Origin of the sequence: Falsihalocynthiibacter sp. BN13B15, assembly GCF_041205415.1 — a bacterium.
In the GTDB taxonomy this organism is placed as follows: Bacteria; Pseudomonadota; Alphaproteobacteria; order Rhodobacterales; family Rhodobacteraceae; genus Falsihalocynthiibacter; species Falsihalocynthiibacter arcticus.
Map to the genome: position 1 here is coordinate 103551 of NZ_JBGFCE010000006.1, position 24285 is coordinate 127835.

The 24285-nt window shown below is 54.0% G+C and carries 23 protein-coding genes; 5 read left to right on the forward strand and 18 right to left on the reverse strand.

From position 1 onward, the window contains the following. Positions 1 to 71 precede the first annotated feature (71 nt). Positions 72 to 1283 (forward strand): peptidoglycan DD-metalloendopeptidase family protein, encoded by a 1212-nt coding sequence (locus AB9F26_RS12070; protein WP_369768144.1) that lies wholly within the window; start codon positions 72 to 74, stop codon positions 1281 to 1283. 72 nt (positions 1284 to 1355) lie between these two features. Here AB9F26_RS12070 and AB9F26_RS12075 read toward each other — a convergent pair whose 3' ends face one another. The 7 genes from AB9F26_RS12075 to AB9F26_RS12105 all read right to left on the reverse strand — a co-directional run bounded on the left by AB9F26_RS12075 (position 1356) and on the right by AB9F26_RS12105 (position 7681). Next, a complete protein-coding gene (locus AB9F26_RS12075) occupies positions 1356 to 2195 on the reverse strand; it encodes an ATP-binding protein (RefSeq protein ID WP_335586317.1) in 840 nt (279 codons plus the stop codon). After that, complete coding sequence (gene tatC / locus AB9F26_RS12080; protein WP_335586316.1) at positions 2188 to 3114, reverse strand: twin-arginine translocase subunit TatC; 927 nt, start codon at positions 3112 to 3114, stop codon at positions 2188 to 2190. The genes AB9F26_RS12075 and tatC overlap by 8 nt, the downstream gene beginning before the upstream one ends. Then, entirely contained in the window at positions 3111 to 3749 is a 639-nt protein-coding gene (tatB, locus tag AB9F26_RS12085; protein WP_335586315.1) for a Sec-independent protein translocase protein TatB, read from the reverse strand. The genes tatC and tatB overlap by 4 nt, the downstream gene beginning before the upstream one ends. Positions 3750 to 3784: 35 nt before the next feature. Then, complete coding sequence (locus AB9F26_RS12090) at positions 3785 to 4003, reverse strand: twin-arginine translocase TatA/TatE family subunit (protein WP_039000520.1); 219 nt, start codon at positions 4001 to 4003, stop codon at positions 3785 to 3787. 206 nt (positions 4004 to 4209) lie between these two features. Then, a complete protein-coding gene (locus AB9F26_RS12095; RefSeq protein WP_335586319.1) occupies positions 4210 to 5283 on the reverse strand; it encodes an ABC transporter ATP-binding protein in 1074 nt (357 codons plus the stop codon). 93 nt (positions 5284 to 5376) lie between these two features. Next, entirely contained in the window at positions 5377 to 6759 is a 1383-nt protein-coding gene (locus tag AB9F26_RS12100) for a sodium:proline symporter (RefSeq protein ID WP_369768145.1), read from the reverse strand. 142 nt (positions 6760 to 6901) lie between these two features. Further along, complete coding sequence (locus tag AB9F26_RS12105) at positions 6902 to 7681, reverse strand: SDR family NAD(P)-dependent oxidoreductase (protein WP_369768146.1); 780 nt, start codon at positions 7679 to 7681, stop codon at positions 6902 to 6904. A 229-nt stretch (positions 7682 to 7910) separates the two neighbouring features. Here AB9F26_RS12105 and AB9F26_RS12110 point away from each other — a divergent pair, with 229 nt between their 5' ends. The 4 genes from AB9F26_RS12110 to AB9F26_RS12125 all read left to right on the forward strand — a co-directional run bounded on the left by AB9F26_RS12110 (position 7911) and on the right by AB9F26_RS12125 (position 13242). Continuing rightward, on the forward strand, positions 7911 to 8960 hold the full coding sequence (locus tag AB9F26_RS12110) for a Hint domain-containing protein (RefSeq protein WP_369768148.1): 1050 nt from the start codon (positions 7911 to 7913) through the stop codon (positions 8958 to 8960). A gap of 70 nt (positions 8961 to 9030) precedes the next feature. Next, on the forward strand, positions 9031 to 10638 hold the full coding sequence (locus AB9F26_RS12115; RefSeq protein WP_335586311.1) for a peptide chain release factor 3: 1608 nt from the start codon (positions 9031 to 9033) through the stop codon (positions 10636 to 10638). A gap of 121 nt (positions 10639 to 10759) precedes the next feature. Next, positions 10760 to 11563 (forward strand): hypothetical protein, encoded by an 804-nt coding sequence (locus AB9F26_RS12120; protein WP_369768150.1) that lies wholly within the window; start codon positions 10760 to 10762, stop codon positions 11561 to 11563. 176 nt (positions 11564 to 11739) lie between these two features. Next, entirely contained in the window at positions 11740 to 13242 is a 1503-nt protein-coding gene (locus tag AB9F26_RS12125; RefSeq protein ID WP_369768151.1) for a DEAD/DEAH box helicase, read from the forward strand. Positions 13243 to 13340: 98 nt separating this feature from the next. Here AB9F26_RS12125 and AB9F26_RS12130 read toward each other — a convergent pair whose 3' ends face one another. From AB9F26_RS12130 to nuoH, 11 genes are all read right to left on the reverse strand, one after another. After that, a complete protein-coding gene (locus tag AB9F26_RS12130) occupies positions 13341 to 15017 on the reverse strand; it encodes a ribonuclease J (RefSeq protein ID WP_335586308.1) in 1677 nt (558 codons plus the stop codon). Further along, complete coding sequence (locus AB9F26_RS12135) at positions 15014 to 15793, reverse strand: type III pantothenate kinase (protein ID WP_039000527.1); 780 nt, start codon at positions 15791 to 15793, stop codon at positions 15014 to 15016. The genes AB9F26_RS12130 and AB9F26_RS12135 overlap by 4 nt, the downstream gene beginning before the upstream one ends. Before the next feature lie 8 nt (positions 15794 to 15801). Next, the gene (locus AB9F26_RS12140; protein WP_369754586.1) at positions 15802 to 16551 is read right to left on the reverse strand and encodes a biotin--[acetyl-CoA-carboxylase] ligase; all 750 of its coding nucleotides are present in this window, start codon (positions 16549 to 16551) and stop codon (positions 15802 to 15804) included. A 10-nt stretch (positions 16552 to 16561) separates the two neighbouring features. Beyond that, positions 16562 to 18001, reverse strand: coding sequence for an NADH-quinone oxidoreductase subunit NuoN (gene nuoN / locus AB9F26_RS12145; protein WP_369768154.1), 1440 nt, complete (start codon positions 17999 to 18001; stop codon positions 16562 to 16564). 11 nt (positions 18002 to 18012) lie between these two features. Continuing rightward, positions 18013 to 19554 carry an NADH-quinone oxidoreductase subunit M gene (locus tag AB9F26_RS12150; RefSeq protein ID WP_335586305.1) on the reverse strand — a complete coding sequence of 514 codons (1542 nt, stop codon included), beginning with the start codon at positions 19552 to 19554 and terminating at the stop codon, positions 18013 to 18015. A gap of 2 nt (positions 19555 to 19556) precedes the next feature. Then, positions 19557 to 21656, reverse strand: coding sequence for an NADH-quinone oxidoreductase subunit L (gene nuoL, locus AB9F26_RS12155; RefSeq protein WP_369768155.1), 2100 nt, complete (start codon positions 21654 to 21656; stop codon positions 19557 to 19559). Between the two features lie 6 nt (positions 21657 to 21662). Continuing rightward, positions 21663 to 21968 carry an NADH-quinone oxidoreductase subunit NuoK gene (gene nuoK, locus AB9F26_RS12160; protein ID WP_039000533.1) on the reverse strand — a complete coding sequence of 102 codons (306 nt, stop codon included), beginning with the start codon at positions 21966 to 21968 and terminating at the stop codon, positions 21663 to 21665. A gap of 3 nt (positions 21969 to 21971) precedes the next feature. Continuing rightward, on the reverse strand, positions 21972 to 22064 hold the full coding sequence (locus AB9F26_RS12165) for an LPXTG cell wall anchor domain-containing protein (RefSeq protein WP_156477532.1): 93 nt from the start codon (positions 22062 to 22064) through the stop codon (positions 21972 to 21974). Further along, positions 22061 to 22678 (reverse strand): NADH-quinone oxidoreductase subunit J, encoded by a 618-nt coding sequence (locus tag AB9F26_RS12170; RefSeq protein ID WP_039000535.1) that lies wholly within the window; start codon positions 22676 to 22678, stop codon positions 22061 to 22063. The genes AB9F26_RS12165 and AB9F26_RS12170 overlap by 4 nt, the downstream gene beginning before the upstream one ends. Before the next feature lie 70 nt (positions 22679 to 22748). Then, entirely contained in the window at positions 22749 to 23240 is a 492-nt protein-coding gene (nuoI, locus tag AB9F26_RS12175; protein WP_039000536.1) for an NADH-quinone oxidoreductase subunit NuoI, read from the reverse strand. A gap of 4 nt (positions 23241 to 23244) precedes the next feature. Then, complete coding sequence (gene nuoH, locus AB9F26_RS12180; RefSeq protein ID WP_369768157.1) at positions 23245 to 24282, reverse strand: NADH-quinone oxidoreductase subunit NuoH; 1038 nt, start codon at positions 24280 to 24282, stop codon at positions 23245 to 23247. Positions 24283 to 24285: the final 3 nt, after the last annotated feature.

Below are 24285 nucleotides of genomic sequence, written 5' to 3' on the forward strand. Positions count from 1 at the left end.
AACCCGTTTAAATTCGTGTATAAGAGATTAAATAAGCCCGCCAAACGGGCAAAGGCAGTTGAGGACGAACCATGCAGAAATTACCCACCCCCCCCTATTCGGTGCCTTTTTTTCACAACGCGCGCACCGCGTCTCGCACTCTACTCGTAACGAGCGCCCTATTTGCGGTGACCGCTTGTAGCGACGGCTTTGACACTGATTTGCGTGGCAATTTCGGTAATTCCTTCACGACCACCTCCCAATCCACCCGTCCAACGGAGCCTGCACCAAAACCGGATGCACGCGGCGTTGTCTCCTACCCGAGCTATCAAGTGGTTTTGGCGCGCAAGGGCGAAACAGTTGCCGATATTGCTGGACGTTTGGGTTTGAATGAAAATGAATTGGCGAAGTACAATGGCGTAAGTCCGAGCACTCAAATGCGGTCAGGCGAACTTCTGGCGCTCCCACAACGGGTTGCTGAACCCGCCACCTCGTCAACAATCACTTCAGGCGCGATAGATATTACCACTTTGGCCGGTGACGCCATCGACCGCGCAGGAACGCCCATAAAACCGGCCTCGACGCCCGCTCAACCCGCCACCGCCAAGGTAGCAGAACCCGTCCGTCACAAAGTTGAACGGGGGGAAACTGCCTATTCCGTGGCACGCCTGTATAATGTTTCTGTGCGCTCGCTGACGGAATGGAACGGCCTCGGCAGCGATCTTGCCGTGCGCGAAGGTCAATATTTGCTCATTCCGCTACCGGACGCCGAAGCAGAAGAGATCGTTACGGTTTCAGCCGTCGAAACCCAACCCGGTCAAGGCTCAGTAACGCCCTTGCCACCGAGTGCCGCCGTAGCGCTTCCCGCCGAAACGCCCCTAGCTGCCGCAGCAGTCGTGCCCACCCCTGCCTCACCTGATATGGGCGCGCAGCAAACCGCAGCGTCCGAAAAGGCGACGAGATTGCAAATGCCGGTAAGCGGGAAAATCATCCGCGAATACCAAAAAGGTAAAAACGACGGGATCGATATTTCCGCCGCCGTCGGCACGCCGATTAAGGCGGCGGAGGCAGGAAAAGTAGCTGCCGTGACCGTGGACACCGAAGGTGTAACCATCGTTGTTATTCGCCACGCGGATGGGCTTTTGACGGTTTATGCAAATGTTGACGGGGTAACCGTCCAAAAAGGCGAGACCGTCACGCGCGGCCAAAACATTGCTAAAATGCGGGCAGGCAACCCTGCATTCCTGCATTTTGAGGTTCGCCAAGGTTTCGACAGCGTCGATCCTACGCCTTTTGTCAGCTAAGGTCAGAAGGCTAAAAACAAAAAACGCGGCGTCCCTTCGGAGCCGCGTTTTTTTGTATCATTTTTTCGGCAACTAGAGCGAAATGCCGCGTCGCCCCGCGAGATCAGTGAAGTACTGCCAAGCAACCCGCCCCGAACGGCTTCCGCGTGTGGCTTGCCATTCAATGGCCTCCGCCCAGAGGGTTTCTTCGTCAATTTCAATCCCGTGCGCGCGGCAATAGCCACGGATCATTTCAAGATATTCGTCTTGCGAGCAGGGATGGAACCCAAGCCACAGCCCGAAGCGATCTGAGAGGGAAACTTTCTCCTCAACCGCCTCTGACGGGCTGATGGAGGAGGAGCGCTCATTTTCGATCATATCGCGCGGCATTAAGTGGCGGCGATTGGAGGTGGCATAGAACACAACATTATCTGGCCGCCCTTCGATTCCCCCGTCCAAAACTGCCTTCAGAGATTTGTAATGTTGATCGTCATGCGAGAACGACAAGTCATCGCAAAACATCAAAAACCGCGCATCAGCATCACGGATCAAGGCCAAGAGATGCCCAATCGAAGGCAGGTCTTCGCGCTGAATTTCAACGATTTTCAAGTCGTGCCCTTGGCGCAAAACTTCGGCGTGGATCGCCTTCACAAGGCTGGATTTCCCCATGCCCCGCGCCCCCCAAAGGAGCGCATTATTGGCGGGCAACCCGCGCGCAAATTGCAACGTATTCTCAAGCAAAGTATCGCGCGAGCGATTGATGCCAACCAAGAGATCAAGCTGCACACGGCTGACCTTCGCGACGGGTGAAAACCGATTTGGCTCTGTGTGCCACACAAAAGCATCGGCCTTTGAGAAATCTGGGGCGGCAACCGGCGCTGGCTCCATGCGTTCCAGCGCCTCAGCAATCCGTGTTAGAAGCACTTCACTCATCAGCCGCTTTCCCATCGTCTTCTGGCGGAGTCTCTTCATCATCGACCCCAAAATTACCGTCGCCGTGAATGTCCTCATCCCAAAGCCCATCGGCCTTCAGCTTGGCTTCGCGCCGCTTTTCGATCCAATACACGAGCCAGATTGAAGCCTCATAAAGGCCAAAGACCACAACAAACAAAATGACCTGTGTGATCACGTCGGGCGGCGTCACGAGGGCAGCGAGCACGAGGATGCCCACCACGGCGTATTTGCGCACACTAGCAAGGCCTTTGCTCGACACAAGGCCCGCTTTGCCCATAAGGGACAGCAGGACCGGAAGTTGGAAGCACAGCCCGAAAGCCACGATCATTTTCAATGTAATATCAAGGGTTTCGTTGACTTTCCCATTGAAATTGATCTTGATTCCAGCGTCGGGATCGACCGGAATAGGGACCCCATCCGTCGGAACCACCGACCCTAAAATGGACGTCGCATCCGCGAAGCCAAGGAAGAATTTCATCGCCATCGGTGTCACCACATAATGTGCAAATCCGGCGCCAAGCAGGAACATAATCGGCGACGCCAAGAGAAACGGAAGAAACGCGTTCTTCTCGTTTTTATAAAGGCCGGGCGCCACAAAACGCCACAGTTGGGTGCCGATGATTGGAAAGGAAAGCCCAAGCCCAAACACCATAGAAAGCCGTACAAGCGTAAAGAAATACTCCTGTGGCGCCGTGTACTGCATCGCGGGATTTGGATCGCCAAGTTGGCGCATGGTTTCTTCGATTGGCTTGAGTAAGAAATCCAAAAGCTGTGAGCCGAAGGTAAAACAAAACAGCATCGCCACAATGAAAGCGACAGCAGAACGAATCAAACGCGTGCGCAACTCTGCGAGGTGTTCGATCAGCGGGGCGGAGCTGTCTTCGACGTTTTCGCTCATGTTTTAGGATCTGCTTTCTTAGTGGTTTTTTTAGCGGCTGTTTTCTTGGCGGCAGGAGCTTTGGTTGTCGATTTTGGTGCCGCCGCTTTTTTCACCGGCGTCTTTTTGGCGGCCGTTTTTGGAGTGGCCTTTGTCGCTGCTGGCTTTTTGGCCGCCGCTTTTTTCGCAGGCGCTTTTGTGGCGGTCTTCACAATGGGATCAGCAACATCCGCCTTCGCAGCTTCCGCCGCTTCCTTAGCGTGGCGCTCGGTCGCTTTGTTCGCCATCGCTTTGTGAATTTTCTCGGCCTTCTCTGCGCGCTCTGGAGTGAATTCTGCGGTTTTCACACCCGGCTTGGCTGCGGCCGAGCTATTAGACTTTGGATTCCAGTCTTCAAACTTTTTGGCCGCGTCTTCAAGCGCGTCCAAGCCAAGGTTTTTCTTGGACGTCACGTTTTTGAGGTCTTTTGCAACATCGGCCACACCGGCCTCATCCGCAGCATCGTTCATCGCGCGTTGGAATTCCTTCGCCATACCGCGCGCTTTGCCCGTGAACCGCCCCACAGTGCGAAACATTCCGGGCAAGTCCTTGGGGCCCACGACGATCAACGCCACAACGCCCACAACCAACAGTTCGGTCATACCAATATCAAACATCTGAAACGACCCTAACCGCGTTTGCTCTGACTAATTCAGGCTTCGTCTTTTTTTGTCTCAGTTTCAGGTGTGATATCACGTGGCTCTTCGACTGAGTCCGCAAGCTCTTTCTGGCCTTCGCTGATGCCTTTTTTGAAGCTGGTGATGCCTTTGCCAACTTCGCCCATCAAAGACGAAATTTTACCACGGCCAAAGAGAACCAACACAACAACGGCGATAAGAACGAGACCCATTGGGCCAATATTATTTAGCATTTTGTACTCCTTTGGTGCGCCAACCGGCTCACCTTCCTAGTTTCCCTACTGTATGTATTGGTTAAACGCGCGGTTTCAAATACCCAAATGCACGCAGAGGCCATGTTTTTGTGATTATTCGGTGGGCGCGTTGTCGCAGAATACACCAATTTGCGTCCAAATAGAAGCTATTGGCAATTTCGAGGGCACTTCAAGGCCCATCACTTTTAAGCGTTGAACACGAAACAACGGTCCCGACGGATCATCAACCACAAGGGAGTGCCCTCTTTTGGCAAGAAAACGGACGGTACAGTCGCGCTCAAAATGGAATCATCATAGTCCATTTTGAATTCCACAAGACTCTCTCGCCCCATAAACCTCGCGCGGGTCACAATACCGCGTGCAGGGGAGCCATCAACGGTCGTGGGGTTTGGACCACGGCCCGCGCGATCAAAATCGATGCGCAGATGTTGTGGCCGAATTGCGATATTTAACACGGTCCCATTGGGCTTTCCGGGAGCGAGGAATTGACCGAAGGGTGTGTCGCACAAGGCGCCTTGAACTTCGCCACGGATCACATTGATATCACTAAAGAACTTCGCCGCTTCAAGATCAAAGGGGCTGTTATAAAGGTTATAGGGCGCACCCTGTTGTACAATCCGGCCATCGCGCATCAGGGCGATTTCGTCGGCCATACGCATGGCCTCGTCGGGTTCATGCGTGACCAGCAAAACGGCGGTGCCTTCATCCTTGAGGACCGCGAGTGTTTCGTCGCGAATGTCGTCGCGCAATCGGTTATCAAGGCCTGAAAACGGCTCATCCATCAGCATAATCGACGGGCGTGGTGCAAGGGCACGTGCAAGGGCAATCCGCTGTTGCTCGCCGCCCGAAAGCTCATGGGGATAACTTTGAGCAAAGTGCCCTAACCCCACCCGCGTCAAAAGTTCCTCAACCCGCGCCATGTTTTCGTCGCGGGTTCCCGTTAGGCCAAAGGCTACGTTTTTGGCGACGGTTAAATGCGGAAACAGCGCGAAATCCTGAAACATCAGGCCAATAGAACGCCCTTCTGGCGGCACACGATAAATCGTATCACACACGAGGTTGCCATCGACGTAAATCTCGCCTCGGTCCTGCATTTCGACGCCAGCAATAATCCGAAGGGTGGTTGATTTTCCGCATCCTGATGGACCAAGCAGGCAAGTCACCTGCCCCGGCATCACCCTGAGCGACACATCATCAACCACATTACGACCGCTAAACGCCCGCGAAATCCGGCGAATTTCAAGGCGTGGTGTTTCCATTTCGATTTTGGAGGGCGATAGTTGCGTCACTGAGCGGCCTTAACCTGAGGGAAACGGTCGAGAAGACCAATTCTATGTCAGATAACAGTGTGGCTAAGGCTGGGCAACCCTTTGACCACGTTCAATCCCAAGGAAGGTTGCGACAAATCCTACCGCAAGAACGACAATGCAAATCAACAAGAGCTGTTCGTACTTATGCCCTTCGGGGAGGATCATCGCCACAGTTTCGTTGGCACGCAGAAAATACAACGCCGCCCCAATAAGCGCCGCGACATAGCTGACCAAAAAGGACCACAGGGCGATGGGCCGTCCGAAAATCAAACCAACAAGAAGGGTTGGCGTTAAAAACATCGACGCGGTTCCCGAGACGGCAACGGCATCGAACAGGCTGCTGTTTCCCCAAAGCGTAAGAGCCGCCCCCAGCACCATAAAGACGACCATCGCCAAGCGCCCCCCCGCTAAACTGCGCGGCAGGATTTTCAACTCCTCAACCGTGAGACGCGCCGCAGAAGCCAGTGCACTATCAAGAGTCGAGAGCGCGGAAATCAGCAGCGACAACATTAGGGCGATAAAAATCCCTTGAGGGAAAATTGCCGCCCAAGTGCCCAGCAACTCGCCTTGATACTCCGCGCCCATCAACCCCGCTTGAATACCAAACATCCCAAACCCAATAATAAAGAGGCTCGAAATCCAAAAGGCGTGCAGAAAGGAAGCTTTGGTTATGCGCTCATCGGCCAAGAATCCGCGATCCATCATTACAGGGTCATGGATCGGGTAGGAGAACACCTGAAGGGCGGCGACCGCCATAAGGATCCAGCCGTTATAGCTGCCCGACGTGCCAGTGCTTGTAACGATTTTGGCAAGAGAAAAGTCGGGTTGGAACACGAGAGCGAGGAACGCCACGGTAAAAACCACAATAAAAACAAGCATTTGCAACACATCTGTGCGCAGAGCCGCCGAAAGGCCACCCCATGCGGAATAGGCTAACCCAAGGATAGAAACGAGGAGGATCGCCGCTCTCGGCGCATTGACGACATCGGGCATCAAGGCACCGATAACAAGCCCGACAACCAGCAGGTTGGCGAAAACTTCGGACAAAAGTCGCAGCGCAATAACCACGTTATAGCATTTGGTTCCCGTGCCGCCAAAATGTACCGCCAGCCAGTCCTGAACCGACCCTGCCCCCGCCCCGCGCAAGTGCCCAACTACATATCCGCCCGTTAAAAACGACAGGTAATACGCCGCATAGGCCATTGTGCCGGCCATCCCGTAAAAATACCCCAAAATGGCCGAATTCATCAGGGAGCGCGCAAAAATCCATGTGGTGACCTGAGAGAGAACAAGCGTCCAAAGACCGGGCGACGCGCCACCGATTTGCCCCTGAAAAAAACCCTCAACAGTCGCGCGTTTGGGCGCCACAAGAAGGCTCGCCAAAGCGACAAGGCCAAATCCGCCAATGATCCAGTAAGCTTGCATGTATGTCCCCAATCTCGTGAAACCCCATGTGGGGAAACTTTGTTCCCACCAGAAAATCACTATTTTGGACGGGGGCACGACCCCAAAAAGGGCAGTCTGACGCAAACGTGACCTTCGTTTTGGCCCGTTTGCGCCATTTGTTTTACATTGTTGCGTTCATTGAACCGCCATCCAAAAGGATGTTTTGGCCGATCATATAGCCAGCATATTGGCTGCACATAAACGCACAAGTTGCGCCAAATTCACCCGCCGTTCCGTAGCGGCGCGCTGGAATACCCGCTGAGCGCGTTTCAATCGCTTGCTCCATCGAAATGCCCTGCGCCTTTGCGACACCCGAGTCCAACGAAACCGCGCGATCGGTTGCGTGAATACCCGGAAGCAGGTTGTTAATCACCACTCCCGAAGGCGCCACTTGGCGCGATGTCCCCGCAACATAGCCGGTCAAACCTGCCCGTGCCGCATTGGACAATCCAAGCGCTGCAATCGGGGATTTCACCGACTGGCTCGTGATGTTGACAACCCGCCCCCATCCCTGATCGATCATCGCTGGCAAGAGCGCTTTCATCAAAGCAATAGGCGTCAACATATTGGCATCCAACGCTTTTACGAAATCGTCGCGATCCCAGTCCGACCAAATGCCCGGAGGTGGCCCGCCCGCATTCGTCACCAAAATATCGACGTGCCCCGCCGCGGCAAGGACCTTTGCGCGCCCCTCTTCGCTGGTAATATCCGCAGCAACTGCTATGACTTTCACCCCATAGGTGTCGCGAATTTTCTGCGCGGTTTCTTCCAGCGGGCCGACTGTGCGCGCGTTGAGCACAAGATCAACACCTTCCGCCGCCAAAGCCTCGGCACAACCCTTGCCCAAACCCTTGGAGGACGCACAAACCAATGCCCGTTTTCCTGCAATTCCCATGTCCATATCGTCACTCCCTTTGTTGCTTTTCTAATTCCTATCAGGTTCCACAAAAGATGGAAGCCAACGTCAGCCCCAAAAAATGGGCACCAACCACGCATTGAAAGGAAAAAAAACGAGCCTTTTCACACCCATTGCCTTAATGTTGCCCCTTCTATTGAACACTTATTAACTAGAACCAATTTAACTAGGAGCACCGCCCAAGAGGCGTGCCCCAAATCTGGACGACACGACCATGACGATTACGGCTCCGAAAAATTTCACGGCACAGAGCGTTACTGCAACGCATATTCGGGATTTACCCGTCTATTTGGCGTCGGATTTTAAGGTTTTTCACGGGGCAAATCTTGGCGATGATCTGGCCGATGCGGACGACCTCTGTTTGGATGATATCTATAGCCTTGCCATGGACGCCCGTGAATCAAATATCACCGTCACTGAGTCGCAAAGCGGACCGTTTATTGTGTCGACAAACAGTTTGGTGGGCACCGCCGGATTTCAACTTCACCTTGATTGCGCGATCACCCTTATGTCACAGGGCGGAGAAACCATCGAAGCCCTCGTTTTAGCCGAGGTCGACCCTTCGGAAAACGCCCTGGATGCGGTCTATTTGCTACCGCTTTCGTCGCTAAAACGGCAAACCGAATACCGGCTAATGCGGGTTGATCCCGATGCTGCACGTACACGTCTCGCCGAAGTCGCCTGTGTCTCGTTCATGCGCGGAACCCACATTACAATGGCCGATGGCCGCCAAAATCCAATCGAAAACCTACGTATTGGAGACCGTATTTTAACCCGTGACAACGGCCCTCAAGTCATTCGCTGGATCGGCAACCACACCAGTCGCGCCGTAGGAGATTTCGCCCCCATCGTGATCAAGGCCGGTGCGCTTAATAACGAAAACGACCTGCACGTCAGTCCGAATCACCGGCTGTTTATCTACCAACGACGCGACGACCTCAAACTCGGCCGTCCCGAAGTTTTTGTACGGGCCAGCGACTTGGTGAATGGCGAGACCGTGACAGTCCTTGAAGGTGGATTTGTTGAGCATTTCCAAATCCTCTTTGATCACCACCAGATTATTTATGCTGAAGGCATTGCCGCCGAAAGCCTCCCCTTTTCCAAACGCACGACCGCTGTTTTACCGCCCGACCTCGCAGAACGTCTGGAGCGGGAAATCGTCAGTCATCCCCAACAGTTGCATCGCGATATTGAAGTCACACGCGCAAACCTTGCAGAGAACAACGCCGCCGAGCGCCTTCGCCGTTCATCCCTTGGGTCATAAGGTACATTTCACCGACACGCCCATGCGCGTTTCGATTGCACGCCTGTGATCGCCAAGCTATACCGCCGCAATGACAGATATCATCGCCTCCGCTAGCAATTTACCGCCCGAGATCGCTCGGCGCCGTACATTTGCGATCATTTCGCACCCTGACGCTGGGAAAACGACCCTCACCGAGAAGTTTCTTCTGTTTGGCGGTGCTATTCAAATGGCGGGCCAAGTGCGGGCCAAGGGCGAAGCGCGCCGTACGCGCTCCGACTTTATGCAAATGGAAAAAGACCGCGGGATCTCGGTTTCCGCTTCGGCGATGTCCTTTGATTTTGGCCCCTACCGGTTCAACCTTGTCGACACGCCCGGCCACAGTGATTTTTCCGAAGACACCTATCGCACCCTAACGGCCGTTGACGCTGCGGTGATGGTCATCGACGGCGCAAAAGGTATTGAGAGTCAGACCCAAAAACTGTTCGAAGTTTGCCGGATGCGCGACCTGCCGATCCTGACGTTCTGTAACAAAATGGACCGAGAAAGCCGCGAAACATTTGATATCATAGACGAAATCCAAGAAAATCTTGCCATTGATGTGTGTCCCGCAAGTTGGCCCATCGGCTCGGGGCGCGACTTTTTGGGCTGTTATGATCTTCTGCGTGACCGGCTGGAACTTATGGACCGCGCCGACCGCAACAAAGTCGCCGAGAGCATCGAAATTAATGGCCTCGATGACCCACAACTTGCGCAACACGTCCCAGCGGAATTGCTTGAAAAACTCCGCGAAGAAATCGAAATGGCGCGTGCTTTACTGCCCGCTTTCGATCATCAAGCCATGCTCGACGGAACCATGACCCCGATCTGGTTCGGCTCCGCCATCAACAGTTTTGGCGTCAAAGAACTGATGAACGGTATCGCGAAATTTGGCCCCGAACCTCAGCCCCAAGCCGCCAGTCCTCGCGCGGTTCACCCAGAAGAGAAAAAAGTTACCGGATTTGTCTTTAAAGTTCAGGCGAATATGGACCCAAAACACCGCGACCGCGTCGCCTTTGTGCGTCTTGCGTCGGGTCATTTCAAACGCGGCATGAAGCTTACCCATGTGCGCACCAAGAAGCCGATGTCCATTTCGAACCCAGTTCTCTTCCTCGCCTCTGACCGCGAATTAGCCGAGGAAGCTTGGGCGGGCGACATCATTGGCATTCCCAACCACGGTCAATTGCGCATCGGCGACACGCTCACCGAAGGCGAAGTCATACGCGCCACGGGCATCCCATCGTTTGCCCCCGAACTCTTGCAAGGCGTGCGCTCGGGCGATCCGATGAAGGGTAAACACCTTGAAAAGGCCCTCATGCAATTTGCCGAAGAAGGCGCCGCAAAAGTGTTTAAACCCGCTTTTGGTTCCGGCTTTATTGTCGGTGTTGTTGGCGCACTTCAGTTTGAAGTTCTCGCCAGTCGCATAGAACTTGAGTACGGCCTCCCTGTGCGCTTTGAACCATCCCAATTCACCAGCGCTCGATGGGCCACGGGCGGAAAAGCCGCAATTGAGAAATTCGAAGCCGCCAACAAACAGCATATCGCACACGACCACGACGGTGACATTGTTTTTCTGACGCGTTTACAATGGGATATCGACCGTATTGGGCGCGACTACCCTGACGTGACGTTGACGGCAACCAAAGAAATGATGGTCTAATCTATGGATATTCTTGCCTGCATTTATAGGGGCACTGCGCGATAATTTCGCAGTGAAAGAATTTGCATCATGCGTGTATTTCTGCTTGGCTCGACCCAAAGTTCGCCCTCAAGGAGACACCATGACCGGTACCGACAGCAATCCAAATGGGGCTTATCCATTAGGGTTTGAAGGCGTCCTCAGAAAAATTTCGGCCCACCGAACGCAATACGCGGACATCACTGGAATTTTGCCCTATGCGGCGGCAAATCTTCCGGAAACTGTGGCCAAAACAGTTACCGCTGGCCCCTATATTAAGCCCGAAGCGCGGGATCGGCGGCCCGTTGTTGATCTATGGTCTAAACAGCTTGAGTTTAGCCAAGAGTTCGAGGGAAAATCGGAAATTTTGGTGGTCCACGGCCTCTGTATCGCGTGCTTACGGCGCGACGCCCCGCCCCCTGAAACGATCGCCTTGTTCCATACATTATGGCGGGACTATCGCCCGCTTTTGATCGCGCAACTCAACATGCGCTGGCTCATTTCTGCCGCAACCACCTTCGGCGACCACGGCGAAAACTCGACACAAATCAAGGTCGGGAGCAATCTGGAAATGCTCTTTGGCTTGTTCAAACTGTATGAGAGCGAACGCCTCCACGCCGGATTCGCTCCAGGCAAGCCACATCCCTTTCGGATGGATAAAAACCTTAAGCTTCCCCTAGGAATGTCGAAATATGCCATCGCTGGCGGTGATCTCGACCAACAGTTGCTTGGCAAGCTTTACCTAAATGCCTGCGACGATCCGATCATGGAAGATTTGTGCCACACGATGCTTAATCGACTGATTTCCACTAATAAATCGATGTTTTCGCGTTTTCGGATTTTACGGGATCGTCGAGCAGCGAGTCGGAAAGGCCCGCGCAACAACGAAACAATCACGGAAACGTGATGGAATTGGTGCACTTGTGGCATCAACCTGCCGCAAATTCGTCGCCTTCATTGACCCGCGCGCCAATCTGGTTTATTGGCAAGTGCAGTCCGCATTCTGCGGCTCTTGAACGCTGGGACGCGTTGTAGCAGGCGTCCCTCAACCTTGCGGCCCGATGCCGTAATAGATGGACATCAATGACTAAATTTAGCGATCTAAAACTCAATCCCAAAGTTCTCAAAGCTATTGAAGCTGCGGGTTACGACACGCCAACGCCGATTCAGGCAGGTGCGATTCCTCCAGCACTCGAAGGGCGTGATGTCTTGGGCATCGCCCAAACGGGCACTGGTAAAACCGCCAGCTTTACCCTTCCGATGATTACGATGCTCGCCAAAGGGCGTGCCCGTGCACGGATGCCGCGCAGCCTTGTTTTGGCCCCTACCCGCGAACTTGCGGCACAAGTTGCAGAAAACTTTGACGTTTACGCCAAGGGAACAAAATTGACCAAGGCGCTGTTGATAGGTGGGGTCTCGTTCAAGGAGCAAGACCAACTGATTGATCGTGGTGTTGACGTTCTAATTGCGACACCTGGCCGTCTGCTCGACCATTTTGAGCGTGGCAAACTGTTGCTCACTGGCGTGCAAATCATGGTTGTCGACGAGGCTGACCGGATGCTTGATATGGGGTTCATCCCCGATATCGAACGCATTTTTAGCCTTACCCCCTTTACCCGCCAAACCCTGTTTTTCTCGGCCACGATGGCGCCTGAAATTGAACGGATTACCAATACGTTCTTGTCCAACCCCGTTAAAGTCGAAGTGGCCCGTGCGGCCACAACGAGCGAAACGATTCAGCAATCCGTTGTGATGGTCAAACCAAGCCGCAAGGACCGCGCCGCAAAAGAAAAACGTGATGTTTTGCGGGCTTTGATCGAGCAAGAAGGCGACGCATGTTCCAATGCCATCGTGTTCTGCAACCGCAAGGTTGACGTGGATATTGTCGCGAAATCCCTAAAACAACACGGGTATAACGCGGAACCTATTCACGGCGATCTAGAACAAAGCAAGCGTATGGCGGTGCTTTCTGGCTTCCGCGAAGGGGCAATTCGTTTTCTCTGCGCGTCAGATGTTGCCGCACGCGGACTTGATATCTCCAACGTGAGCCACGTCTTTAACTTTGACGTTCCAAGCCACGCCGAAGACTATGTGCACCGGATCGGCCGCACAGGTCGTGCAGGACGTTCCGGCAAAGCCATCACCATTTGCTCTACACAGGATGAACGCAATTTTGAAGACATCCTACGTTTGGTGAAAATGGACGTTCCCGTCATGGAGAACCCTTTGGCTAAGGCTAAACCTGTTGAAGCTGCCACCGAAATCCCTGTTGAGGCGAAACCCGAAGCAGAAGTTTCCGAGAAACCAAAGCGGACACGTCGTCGTCGCGGTGGTGCAAAAACGGATGCAGCGGCCCCTGAGGTTGCACAAACTGTTGAGGCCGAAGCCCCCGTTGTTGTCGACAACGTCGTCGCTTTAGAGCAACCAACGCCTGAGCCTAAACCTAGACAGCCACGCGCCCCCAAAGAAGCGCCCGCCAACCACCAACAACGTGAGGGTCGCGGCCGCGACAACCGTGTTGTCGGAATGGGCGACCATCTACCGGGATTCATTGCTATGAGCTTTGAAGAGCGCCGGACGAGTTAAGCGAAGGTCAAAAACCTAAATAAAACCAAATAAAAAAGGGCGGTCCATGCGACCGCCCTTTTTTTATCTCTTAGCCCTTAAGTTGGTCTAGAGGGGGGCTAAGCCCCCATCAAACGGCTCACAACAACAGTCACTTCTGCCTTTTTGCCAACTTCATTCTGTGTGGTTATACGTGTCGCGCGACGGATTTGCTCTTCGATTTTATCGTCGTCCAAAAGCGTTTTGTCGTCCATACGCATCATCACCTGCGTCAGATCACCCTCAAGCACTTCAACCAAATCTGCATTGCTTGTGCCGTTGCGGGGGAGGCCCATCGTCTCGACCCATGGCTCGCCAAGCGGCGTGTCATCCTCGTCGATAATGACATTAACCATTACGTGCCCATGCAGCGCCATGCGAATGCGTTCCCGCACAACCCCGTCCATTGCGCCGATTTTCACGGAGCCATCGAGATAGGTACGGCCTGTATCAATATACTCGACCACGGAGGGACGGTTTCCAGCAAAATCGACCATCATTCCGTTCACCGCAACAAGGCTCGCAATGCCGCGCGCTTCACCAAGTTTTGCGTGTTGGCGCAAATGGCGGTGTTCACCGTGCATCGGAATCAACATTTGTGGCTTGAAAATCTCATGTGTGCGTTCGATATCTGGCCGATTAGCGTGGCCGGACACATGGTAAAGGCCATCGTCGTCGTCCACAATATCAACGCCCATTTCCGAAAATGCATTCATGATCGAGATCACACCACGTTCATTTCCGGGAATGGTTTTAGACGAGAACAACAACGTGTCGCCCTCTTTCATCGACATCCCGAGGTACTTTCCGCGCGAGAGTTGCGCGACGGCGGCACGGCGTTCGCCCTGTGATCCCGTGGCCAACAATAACAGGTTGTTGCGGGGAATTTCGCGGGCTTCCTCAACAGGAATAACCGTTGGGAAATCCTTGAGCAAACCGGTTTCCATACCCGCCTGCACCATGCGACGCATGGCGCGCCCCAAGAGCACAACCGAACGTCCGGACCGCTGCCCTGCGAGCGCAAGCGTTTTTAAACGCGCAACGTTGCTCGCGAAAGTTGTAGCAACAACCATACCCGCGGATTCACCGATGAGGCGCTCAATTTCTGGGCCAACAGTGGCCTCTGAACGGCCTGCTTTGACGGAAAACACATTCGTTGAGTCACAAACCAGAGCTTTGACGCCAGGTTTGGCGATCTCGGCCCAGAGTTTGGGATCAAAAGCTTCGCCCAAAACAGGTGTTTCGTCGAGCTTGAAGTCGCCCGTGTGCACGATACGACCTGCAGGTGTGTCGATCACAAGGCCCGAACTTTCGGGGATCGAGTGCGCGACAGGGAAGAAGGACACCTTAAACGGCCCCGCTTCCGTGACGGCAGGATAGACCGGAACGGTGTTGACGGCGCTCGGATCCGCACCCTGCTCTTCCATTTTGCGGCGTGCGTGGTGGGCCGTAAAGACCCGCGCATAAACAACCGGCGCACCAAGTTTGCGCCACATATGGGCGATACCGCCGATGTGGTCTTCGTGGGCGTGGGTGATGAAAACCGCCTCTAGGCGATCTTTGTTTTTCTCAAGCCACGTGATGTCGGGCATGATCAGGTCAACACCGGGGGTGCTGTCCATATCGGGGAAAGTCACGCCGAGGTCGACGAGAATAAGACGTTCGCGACCCTTGGGGCCGTAACCGTATACATAGGCGTTCATACCGATTTCACCGGCGCCGCCAAGGGGGAGATAGATCAGACGATCTCTGCTCATTTGGATTGGGTATCCTTGTTGTATTTGTGGATGACAGTCAAACCATGCATGGTGAGATCATCTTCGAAGTGGTCAAAGAGCGCGTGGCCCTGTTGAAATAAGGGGGCGAGTCCGCCAGTCGAGATAACTTTCATCTCACGGCCAAACTCGGCTTTAATCTGTTCGCATATCCCGTTCACCAATCCAACGTAACCCCAAAAAATGCCCGACTGCATGCAAGCAACGGTGTTTGTGCCAATAACTTTGGCGGGTTTGGTCACATCCACGTGAGGGAGGGCGGCGGCGGCTTGGGAAAGCGCCTCAAGGCTCAGGTTTACACCTGGCGAAATAACACCGCCGATATAGGCGCCATCTTGGTCAACCACATCAAAGGTGGTCGCGGTGCCAAAGTCCACGATGATCAGGTCGCCGCCATAAAGGTCAAAGCCGGAAACGGTATTCACAAGCCGATCTGGTCCAACGGCGGTTCCCGCATCAACCCGCACGGCGACCGGCAGGAGGCACTCGGGTTTGCCCACCACGATCGGGCGGGTGTTGAAATAACGATCCGTGAACACACGCAGGTTAAAAACCACGCGCGGCACGGTGGAGCTGATGATCACATCGGTGATCTCAACCTCAAGTTTGCGCATTTGCATGAGGGTGGCAAGCCACACGTAATATTGGTCCGCCGTGCGTTGATGTTCTGTGGAACAGCGCCACGTCGCGAGGAATTTCTCCCCGTCCCAAATTGAAAAAACCGTGTTTGTATTGCCGCAATCAATCGCAAGAAGCATGGGGCCTCCTAAAAGAATACATCAGCCGCAGGAATAGCGTGCCGCCCTGAAGAGGTCAGGAGTATAAGTTTACCATCGTCATCAATGGTTTCAAATGTGCCGAAAAGCTCGTCGTTTGTGGTGCGGGCGCGAATAGGTTCGCCCAAACGCGCGGCCCGCGCCAGCCATGCTTCGCGGGTCGGGGCAAAACCATAGGTCGTAAAACTGTTTTCCCAGCGGGCATAGCTCACGGCGAGCAGTTCAAGGAATTCTTCTGGCGTCACACGTGCGCCCGTTTCACTCAATAGATCGACGGGTGCGAGAGCCCCCTCCTCGACTTCATCCTTGCTTGGAGCGGCCACAAGGTTGACGCCGATGCCGATAGAAAGCGGTGTTGTTCCATCGGGCTGGGTTGAGCTTTCAAGGAGGATACCCGCGAGCTTTCCCCCATTGAGCAAAACGTCATTCGGCCATTTGAGGGCAAAAGGTTCGGCCCGTCCGGTGCAATCAACTAGGGCGTCAAAAAGGGCGAGAGACGCCACAAAACTGCGTAAAGCCACGATTGCCGGAGGCTCGTTCGGGCGCATGGTGAGGGTGGCGGCGAAGTTGCCTTTTGGCATAGACCACGCGCGTCCCCGACGGCCGCGCGCACCGGTTTGTTCATGGGCGAGAATCCACGTGGGGGCTGCGAGTTTTGACGCAAGCCGCGCCGCCTCGTTGAGCGTGCTGTCCACACTTGCGAGGATGTGTCGGCCATAGCCCGCAGGCCAGGCCGACATGGGAGGCGCCTTACTTGACAAGAGCCGCCGCAGCCGCATTTGCGAGGGGTTCGATGCCAAAAAGGTTGACCATTCCAACAACCATAATCGCCGCCGATGCCATCAACAATCCCCAGAGAACGGGCGAAGATACGCGATCAAGCGGATCTACTTCTTCGCCAAAGTACATGTAATAAACGATGCGCAGGTAATAGAACGCGCCAATCACCGAAGCGATCACACCCGCGATTGCAAGCCACGCCATACCCGACGACACCGCCGCTTGAAGCACGGCCAGTTTACCAAAGAAACCAACCATAGGGGGGACGCCTGCGAGGCTGAACATAAGGACCAAAAGTGCAAGGGCGCGCAGTGGCTCTTGAGTGGCATATCGGTTCAGGCTTTTGATGTCCGTCACGGGTTTGCCATCACGTTGCATCATCAAGATAAAGGCGAATGTTCCGACGTTCATGGTGACATAGATGGTCATATAAATGAGCATCGCCTGAACACCTTCAACCGTTCCAGCCGCCAACCCCATAAGGGCAAAACCCATATGTGCGATGGAACTATACGCCATCAGGCGTTTGATATTGGTTTGGCCAATTGCGGCAATCGCGCCGAGGAACATGGAAAGCACCGAGATCAACGCGATGATCTGGCTCCAATCGCCGATGGTATTGCCAAAAGCATCAAAAACCACGCGGGCGAACAGGCCCATTGCCGCCACTTTCGGCGCCGTGGCAAAAAACGCAGTAACAGGAGTGGGCGAACCTTCATAAACATCAGGGGTCCACATGTGGAACGGCACTGCCGAAACTTTGAACGCCAAACCAGACACGATAAACACGAGACCAATAAGCATGCCAATCGGCAAGTGTTCGCCCTGAACCGACGCGAGAATATCGGAGAAAACTGTTGTCCCTGAGAAGCCGTAAACGAGGGACGAGCCATACAGCAGCAACCCCGAGGAGAGCGCGCCAAGCACGAAATACTTCAAGCCAGCTTCGGTGGATTTAACCGAGTCACGGCGCAGCGAAGCCACCACATAAAGCGACAGCGATTGTAGCTCGAGACCGATGTAAAGCGCCATCAGATCGCCCGCAGACACCATCATCATCATGCCCACAGTCGCAAGCGCAATCAAAACTGGATACTCAAAGCGCAGCAGGTCGTTTTTGGTCATGTAGCCCTGCCCCATCACCAAGATGGCGGCGGCGGACCACAGGATCACAACCTTTGCATAGCGCGAGAATGCGTCATCAATAAAGGCTTCGTTGAAGGCCGTGCTTGCCCCCTCGCCCGCTGAAAAAATCCAGAGGCCAAGAACCACCATCACAATGGCCGTGGCCCAAAGGATCGAAGGTGCGGCCTCGTCTTTTCCCGTGAAGACGCCAAACATCAGCGCCCCCATGGCAAAAACAGCCAAGACGATCTCTGGGAGAACTACGGAGATATCTGCAGAAAGCATCGGACCCACCTTTAGTGTGTAACTGCTGCGCCAGCTTCCGCCAAAGCAGGCAGAGCAGCGTGGTAATTGGTGACAAGCGCCTCAACGGAGGGGCCAATGAGATCAAGAACAAGGTTTGGATAAACCCCGAGCAAAATCGTCATGGCAACCAGTGGGGCAAAGATCGATTTCTCAAGGCGCGTCATGTCTGTGATCGACTTGAGGCTCTCCTTGAGCAAATCGCCCATAACGACCCGACGATAGAGCCACAAGGCATAAGCCGCCGAGAAGATCACGCCAGAAGCCGCAATCAAAGCTGCCCATGTGTTGACTTGGAACACGCCCACGAGCACGAGGAATTCCCCGATAAAGCCGGATGTCCCAGGAAGGCCAACGTTCGCCATGGTGAAGAACATGAAGATCAACGCATAGGCAGGCATCCGGTTTACAAGGCCGCCATAGGCCGCGATGTCGCGTGTGTGCATGCGGTCATAAATCACGCCCACACAGAGGAAGAGCGCGCCTGAGATAAAGCCGTGCGAGATCATTTGGAAGATCGCGCCGTCGATACCTTGTTGATTGGCCGCGAAAATCCCCATCGTCACATACCCCATGTGCGCCACCGAGGAATAAGCAATCAGCTTCTTCATGTCGGTTTGCACGAGGGCCACGAGGCTCGTGTAGACAATCGCGATGGCGGAAAGCGTAAAGACAAAATTTGTCATATGCTCGGCGCCAACAGGGAACATCGGAAGGCTAAACCGCAGGAAGCCATAGCCGCCCATTTTCAGCAGGATCGCCGCCAGAACAACAGAACCCGCAGTCGGCGCTTGAACGTGTGCGTCAGGAAGCCAAGTGTGCACAGGCCACATCGGCATTTTTACCGCGAAACTGGCAAAGAAGGCAAGGAACAGAAGCGTTTGCATGCCGCCGACAATGCTAAACCCAAGCACTTGGATGGTTTCTGACGCGAAATCATGGGTCAGAAGCTGCACGATATCCGTTGTGCCTGCATCCAGATACATGGCGATCATCGCGACCAGCATGAGAACAGACCCAAAGAACGTATAGAGGAAGAATTTAAACGCCGCATAAATGCGATCCTTGCCACCCCAAATCCCCACGATTAGGAACATCGGGATAAGACCCGCCTCAAAGAAGACGTAGAACAGGATCAGGTCAAGCGCCATGAACACACCGAGCATCAGCGTTTCAAGGAGCAAGAAAGCGATCATATAGTCTTTAACTTTAGTAGTTACACTCCAGCAGGACAGGATCACCAAAGGCATCAGGAACGTGGTCAGCATCACGAAGAGAAGCGAAATACCATCCACACCCATTTTATAGGATAGGCCCATAATCCATTGAGATTCCTCAACGAATTGGAAACCTGTGTTTGAAGCATCAAATCCAGTCAGGACACCGAGGGACAACAGGAACGTCGCAGTGGTTGTGGCCAGCGCCACCAATTTCGCATTGCGTTGGGCAAAGGCGTCGTCACCCCGAAGGAACAACGCCAAAACGAGCGCGCCCAAAAGCGGAACAAAAGTGACGATGGAAAGAAGGTTTTCCATAATTATTCAGCCCCTCCGCTGATTGTCATCCAAGTAATTAACACCACCAAACCGAGCACCATGGCCAGCGCGTAGTGGAACAGGTAACCCGACTGGGCACGCCCTGCGAGGCGGGTAAAGAAGGGGATGATCCCCATGGCGAGTCCGTTGAGACCCCCGTCGATAATTTTCATATCGCCCACCTTCCAGAAGAAACGGCCAATTGCTTTGCTGCTGCGCACAAAGAGCACGTCGTAAATTTCGTCAAAGTACCATTTGTTGAGCAAGAACAGATAGATAGGCTGGTTTGTTTTTGCCAAACTTACTGGAAGCTTTGGATTTACGATGTAGAACAAATACGCCAATCCAAGGCCGAGCATCATCGCGATGAAGGGCGAAACTTTGACCCATTTAGGTGCGTGGTGCGCGTTGTCCATGACATGATTGTCGGGGCTAACGTAAAGTGCGCCCTGCCCTTTGGTCCAACCTGTCGCAACAACGTGTTCAACTTCAGGAGCAGCCTCGGTTGCGGGTTCTGCATGTGTATCCGCTTCTTCTGCGTGGCCCTCAGTTGCGACAACTTCATGCGTTGGCACACCCCAGAACTTATTGACCTGATCGTGGTCGCCAAAGAAGCTACCAAACCAAATCATCCCCGAGAACACCGCCCCAAGCGCAAGAACGCCGAGTGGAATCAACATCACCATCGGGCTTTCATGCGCATGCTCATGCGTGTGCTTGTCGCCGCGTGCTTCGCCAAAGAAGGTCATGAACATCAAACGCCAGCTGTAGAAGCTTGTCATAAAGGCCGCAATAACAAGCATCCAGAAGGCATACATGCCAACGCCGTTTTGCGCGCCCCATGCGCTTTCGATGATCGCATCCTTGGACAGGAACCCAGCGAAACCGATGGTAGTAAGGGGAACGCCAACACCCGTGATGGCCAACGTGCCGATCAACATCGCGTAATAGGTCATCGGGATCTTCTTACGAAGACCGCCAAAGTTGCGCATGTCTTGTTCGTGGTGCATCGCGTGGATCACAGAGCCAGCGCCAAGGAACAACATCGCCTTAAAGAACGCGTGTGTGAACAAGTGGAACATCGCCGCCGAGTAAGCGCCAACACCCGCCGCCACAAACATATAGCCAAGCTGAGAACAGGTGGAATAAGCGATGACGCGTTTGATATCGTTTTGCACAAGACCAACGGTCGCCGCAAAGAACGCCGTGGTTGCCCCAATGATAACGATGAATGTGGTGGCGTCTGGTGCAAATTCCATCAACGGAGACATGCGGCACACAAGGAAAACACCGGCGGTAACCATCGTCGCCGCGTGGATCAGCGCCGAAACAGGTGTCGGACCTTCCATCGCGTCGGGAAGCCATGTGTGCAGGAACAACTGGGCCGATTTACCCATCGCACCAATGAACAAGAGGAATGCCAACAGGTTAGCAGCGTTCCATTCTGTCCAAAGGAAATGAAGTTGCGTTTCAGCAAGCTTAGGCGCCGCCGTGAAGATTTCGTCAAACGAGATACTATCGGTCAGATAGAATAAACCGAAAATCCCGAGCAGGAAGCCAAAGTCTCCAACACGGTTGACGATAAAGGCTTTCATCGCCGCCGCATTTGCCGAAGGCTTGCGGTAGTAGAAACCAATAAGCAAATAGGAGGCAACCCCAACGCCTTCCCAACCAAAGAACATTTGGAGAAGGTTGTTGGCTGTCACCAACATGAGCATGGTGAAGGTAAAGAAGCTCAAATAGGCAAAGAACCGTGGCTTGTAGCTTTCGCCAACTTTCCACGCCGGATCATTGTCCATATAGCCAATGGAATAAAGGTGAACGACGCTCGAAACCGTTGTCACAACGATCAACATCAACGCGGTGAGGCGATCCAGACGAATGGCCCAGGCCACATCAAGGCTGCCAGACTGAACCCAGTCGAGAATGTGGATATAGCGCGTTTCGCCATCAAACGTGAAGAAGACGATCCAGCTGAGGAAGGCCGCAAGAAACAACAGACCCGTTGTCAAATATTGCGCGCCCTTCTCGCCGATATAACGCCAGCCAAAACCCGCGATTAGCGCGCTGACGAGCGGTGCAAAAAGAATGATTTTTTCCATGATGCGCTAGCCCTTCATCACGTTGACATCTTCGACCGCGATCGTGCCGCGGTTGCGGAAGAAGCAAACAAGGATCGCAAGGCCGATCGCGGCCTCTGCGGCGGCAACCGTCAGGACAAACAGGGTAAACACCTGCCCGACAAGATCGCCCAAATAGCTTGAGAACGCGACAAAGTTGATGTTGACCGCAAGCAGCATAAGCTCAATCGACATCAAAATGACGATGACGTTCTTGCGATTCAGGAAAAGCCCGAAAATACCGATGACGAATAACGCCGCCGCCACCGCGAGATAATGTTCAAGTCCGACCATATTTCAGTCCTCGTCTTTCTCGTTCTTCTTGCGATACCAACGCACCGCCAGTCCAAAGGCAATCATCGCAACACCGATAACCAGCCATAAATTCACAGCAAACCCTGCCCCGGTTTCACGTCGACAACTTTCATTGCCTTCGCGGGATCACGATGCATCTGTTCCAACACGTTTTGGCGTTTCACATCCGGACGATGGCGCATCGTCAGCACAATCGCGCCAATCATCGCCACCAGCAAAATCAGGCCCGAGGCCTGAAACAGGTAGATGTAATCGTCATAGATAAGTTGCCCCAAAGCGGCCGTATTTTGCACGTCGCTTGGGTTGGGCGTAACGGCGGCGCGCGCGGCCTCAGCGGTGTCCGCTGCATTCCAAACGCCAATCGCAAGCCCGAGTTCCATCAACAAAACAACGCCAATCAGCAAAGCAAATGGCACAAACTTGGCCATCCCCCCCCGCAACTCAGCGAAGTCCACATCGAGCATCATCACCACAAAGAGGAACAGCACGGCAACCGCGCCGACGTAAACGATCACCAAAAGCATCGCTACGAATTCCGCGCCAAGGATCACGAAAAGCCCTGCCGTCGACAGGAACGCAAGGATCAGCCAAAGCACCGAGTGCACAGGGTTGCGCGACACAACCACAAACAGCCCCGCCGCAACAGTTGTTATGGCAAAGACATAAAAGGCGAAATCAACAATGCCCATTTTACTGTCCTTCTTCCTGTCCCCATTCGGGACTTTGATGTGCCCTCAAGGGGCGGTGTCGTGGGACGGCCTAGCGGTAAGGCGCGTCAATTTCGAGGTTGCGAGCAATTTCAGCTTCCCAACGGTCCCCATTCGCGAGCAGTTTCTCTTTGTCGTAAAACAGCTCTTCGCGGGTTTCGGTCGAGAATTCGAAATTCGGCCCTTCAACAACCGCATCGACGGGGCACGCCTCTTGGCAGAAGCCGCAATAGATGCATTTGGTCATATCAATGTCATAGCGCGTGGTGCGGCGGCTGCCGTCCTCGCGTGGTTCGGCGTCGATAGTGATCGCTTGCGCGGGACAGACCGCCTCGCATAATTTACACGCGATGCAGCGCTCTTCGCCATTGGGATAGCGGCGCAAAACATGCTCGCCACGAAAACGCGGGCTCAAAGGGCCCTTCTCGTGCGGGTAGTTCAACGTCGCTTTGGGCGCGAAAAAGTATTTCAGGCCAAGGGCCATCCCCTTGGCGAAATCCGCCAAGAAGAAATATTTGACCGCGCGGGTATAATCCATAGCCATCGACTTAGCCCCCTACTGCCCAGCGGGCATACGCGCCGCCAAAGGCTCCAAATTGTGCCAAGAAGGCAACGATTACGACCCAAGCGAGCGACATGGGAAGGAACACTTTCCAGCCAATGCGCATCAATTGGTCGTAGCGGTACCGTGGCGTGATCGCCTTCACCATCGCGAAGAGGAAGAAGAAGAACGCCATTTTGCCAACCATCCAAAGCACGCCATCAGGGATGCCGGGGATCGGGGACAACCAGCCGCCAAAGAACAACAGGGTAATCAGCGCGCACATCAAGAAGATCGCGATGTATTCACCCGCCATAAACAAAAGGAACGGTGTCGCGGAATATTCCACTTGATAGCCTGCTACCAGTTCGGATTCCGCTTCCGGAAGGTCGAACGGTGGGCGGTTAGTTTCCGCCAAGGCACTGATGAAGAACAAAAAGACCATCGGGAAGTGTGGCAACCAATACCAGTTGAACAACCCAAGGTCGCCCGATTGCGCATTCACGATATCGGTAAAGTTCAAGCTACCGGTCGAGATGATGATGGACATGATGATCAGGCCAAGCGAGACCTCATAGGAAATCATCTGCGCCGCCGAGCGCAAAGACCCAAGGAACGGATACTTAGAGTTCGACGCCCAACCGCCCATGATCACACCATAAACCTCAAGCGAGGACACCGCGAACACAAACAACACCGCGACGTTGATATTAGAAAGCACCCAACCGTCGTTGAACGGGATCACCGCCCAAGCCACCATCGCCAAAACAAAGCTGGTCAGCGGCGCAAGGAAGAAGACCGTTTTATCCGCACCCGCGGGCACAACAACCTCTTTGACCACGTATTTCAACGCATCGGCCACCGATTGCAAAAGGCCAAATGCCCCCACAACATTGGGACCGCGACGCATCTGCACCGCCGCCCAAATTTTCCGGTCGCCATAGACCAAAAACAGCAAGGAAATCATCACGAAAGCCAATACGCCAAGGCATTGTGCTATGATGAGGAGGAAAGTCCCCCAAGGGGTTGATAGAAATTCAGCCATAGA

Excerpts from the sequence above, each read along its gene's own strand:
- AB9F26_RS12070 (WP_369768144.1), top strand. The coding sequence starts at position 72 with ATGCAGAAATTACCCACCCCCCCCTATTCGGTGCCTTTTTTTCACAAC.
- AB9F26_RS12075 (WP_335586317.1), bottom strand. The coding sequence starts at position 2,195 with ATGAGTGAAGTGCTTCTAACACGGATTGCTGAGGCGCTGGAACGCATG.
- tatC (WP_335586316.1), bottom strand. The coding sequence starts at position 3,114 with ATGAGCGAAAACGTCGAAGACAGCTCCGCCCCGCTGATCGAACACCTC.
- tatB (WP_335586315.1), bottom strand. The coding sequence starts at position 3,749 with ATGTTTGATATTGGTATGACCGAACTGTTGGTTGTGGGCGTTGTGGCG.
- AB9F26_RS12090 (WP_039000520.1), bottom strand. The coding sequence starts at position 4,003 with ATGCTAAATAATATTGGCCCAATGGGTCTCGTTCTTATCGCCGTTGTT.
- AB9F26_RS12095 (WP_335586319.1), bottom strand. The coding sequence starts at position 5,283 with ATGGAAACACCACGCCTTGAAATTCGCCGGATTTCGCGGGCGTTTAGC.
- AB9F26_RS12100 (WP_369768145.1), bottom strand. The coding sequence starts at position 6,759 with ATGCAAGCTTACTGGATCATTGGCGGATTTGGCCTTGTCGCTTTGGCG.
- AB9F26_RS12105 (WP_369768146.1), bottom strand. The coding sequence starts at position 7,681 with ATGGACATGGGAATTGCAGGAAAACGGGCATTGGTTTGTGCGTCCTCC.
- AB9F26_RS12110 (WP_369768148.1), top strand. The coding sequence starts at position 7,911 with ATGACGATTACGGCTCCGAAAAATTTCACGGCACAGAGCGTTACTGCA.
- AB9F26_RS12115 (WP_335586311.1), top strand. The coding sequence starts at position 9,031 with ATGACAGATATCATCGCCTCCGCTAGCAATTTACCGCCCGAGATCGCT.
- AB9F26_RS12120 (WP_369768150.1), top strand. The coding sequence starts at position 10,760 with ATGACCGGTACCGACAGCAATCCAAATGGGGCTTATCCATTAGGGTTT.
- AB9F26_RS12125 (WP_369768151.1), top strand. The coding sequence starts at position 11,740 with ATGACTAAATTTAGCGATCTAAAACTCAATCCCAAAGTTCTCAAAGCT.
- AB9F26_RS12130 (WP_335586308.1), bottom strand. The coding sequence starts at position 15,017 with ATGAGCAGAGATCGTCTGATCTATCTCCCCCTTGGCGGCGCCGGTGAA.
- AB9F26_RS12135 (WP_039000527.1), bottom strand. The coding sequence starts at position 15,793 with ATGCTTCTTGCGATTGATTGCGGCAATACAAACACGGTTTTTTCAATT.
- AB9F26_RS12140 (WP_369754586.1), bottom strand. The coding sequence starts at position 16,551 with ATGTCGGCCTGGCCTGCGGGCTATGGCCGACACATCCTCGCAAGTGTG.
- nuoN (WP_369768154.1), bottom strand. The coding sequence starts at position 18,001 with ATGCTTTCTGCAGATATCTCCGTAGTTCTCCCAGAGATCGTCTTGGCT.
- AB9F26_RS12150 (WP_335586305.1), bottom strand. The coding sequence starts at position 19,554 with ATGGAAAACCTTCTTTCCATCGTCACTTTTGTTCCGCTTTTGGGCGCG.
- nuoL (WP_369768155.1), bottom strand. The coding sequence starts at position 21,656 with ATGGAAAAAATCATTCTTTTTGCACCGCTCGTCAGCGCGCTAATCGCG.
- nuoK (WP_039000533.1), bottom strand. The coding sequence starts at position 21,968 with ATGGTCGGACTTGAACATTATCTCGCGGTGGCGGCGGCGTTATTCGTC.
- AB9F26_RS12170 (WP_039000535.1), bottom strand. The coding sequence starts at position 22,678 with ATGGGCATTGTTGATTTCGCCTTTTATGTCTTTGCCATAACAACTGTT.
- nuoI (WP_039000536.1), bottom strand. The coding sequence starts at position 23,240 with ATGGCTATGGATTATACCCGCGCGGTCAAATATTTCTTCTTGGCGGAT.
- nuoH (WP_369768157.1), bottom strand. The coding sequence starts at position 24,282 with ATGGCTGAATTTCTATCAACCCCTTGGGGGACTTTCCTCCTCATCATA.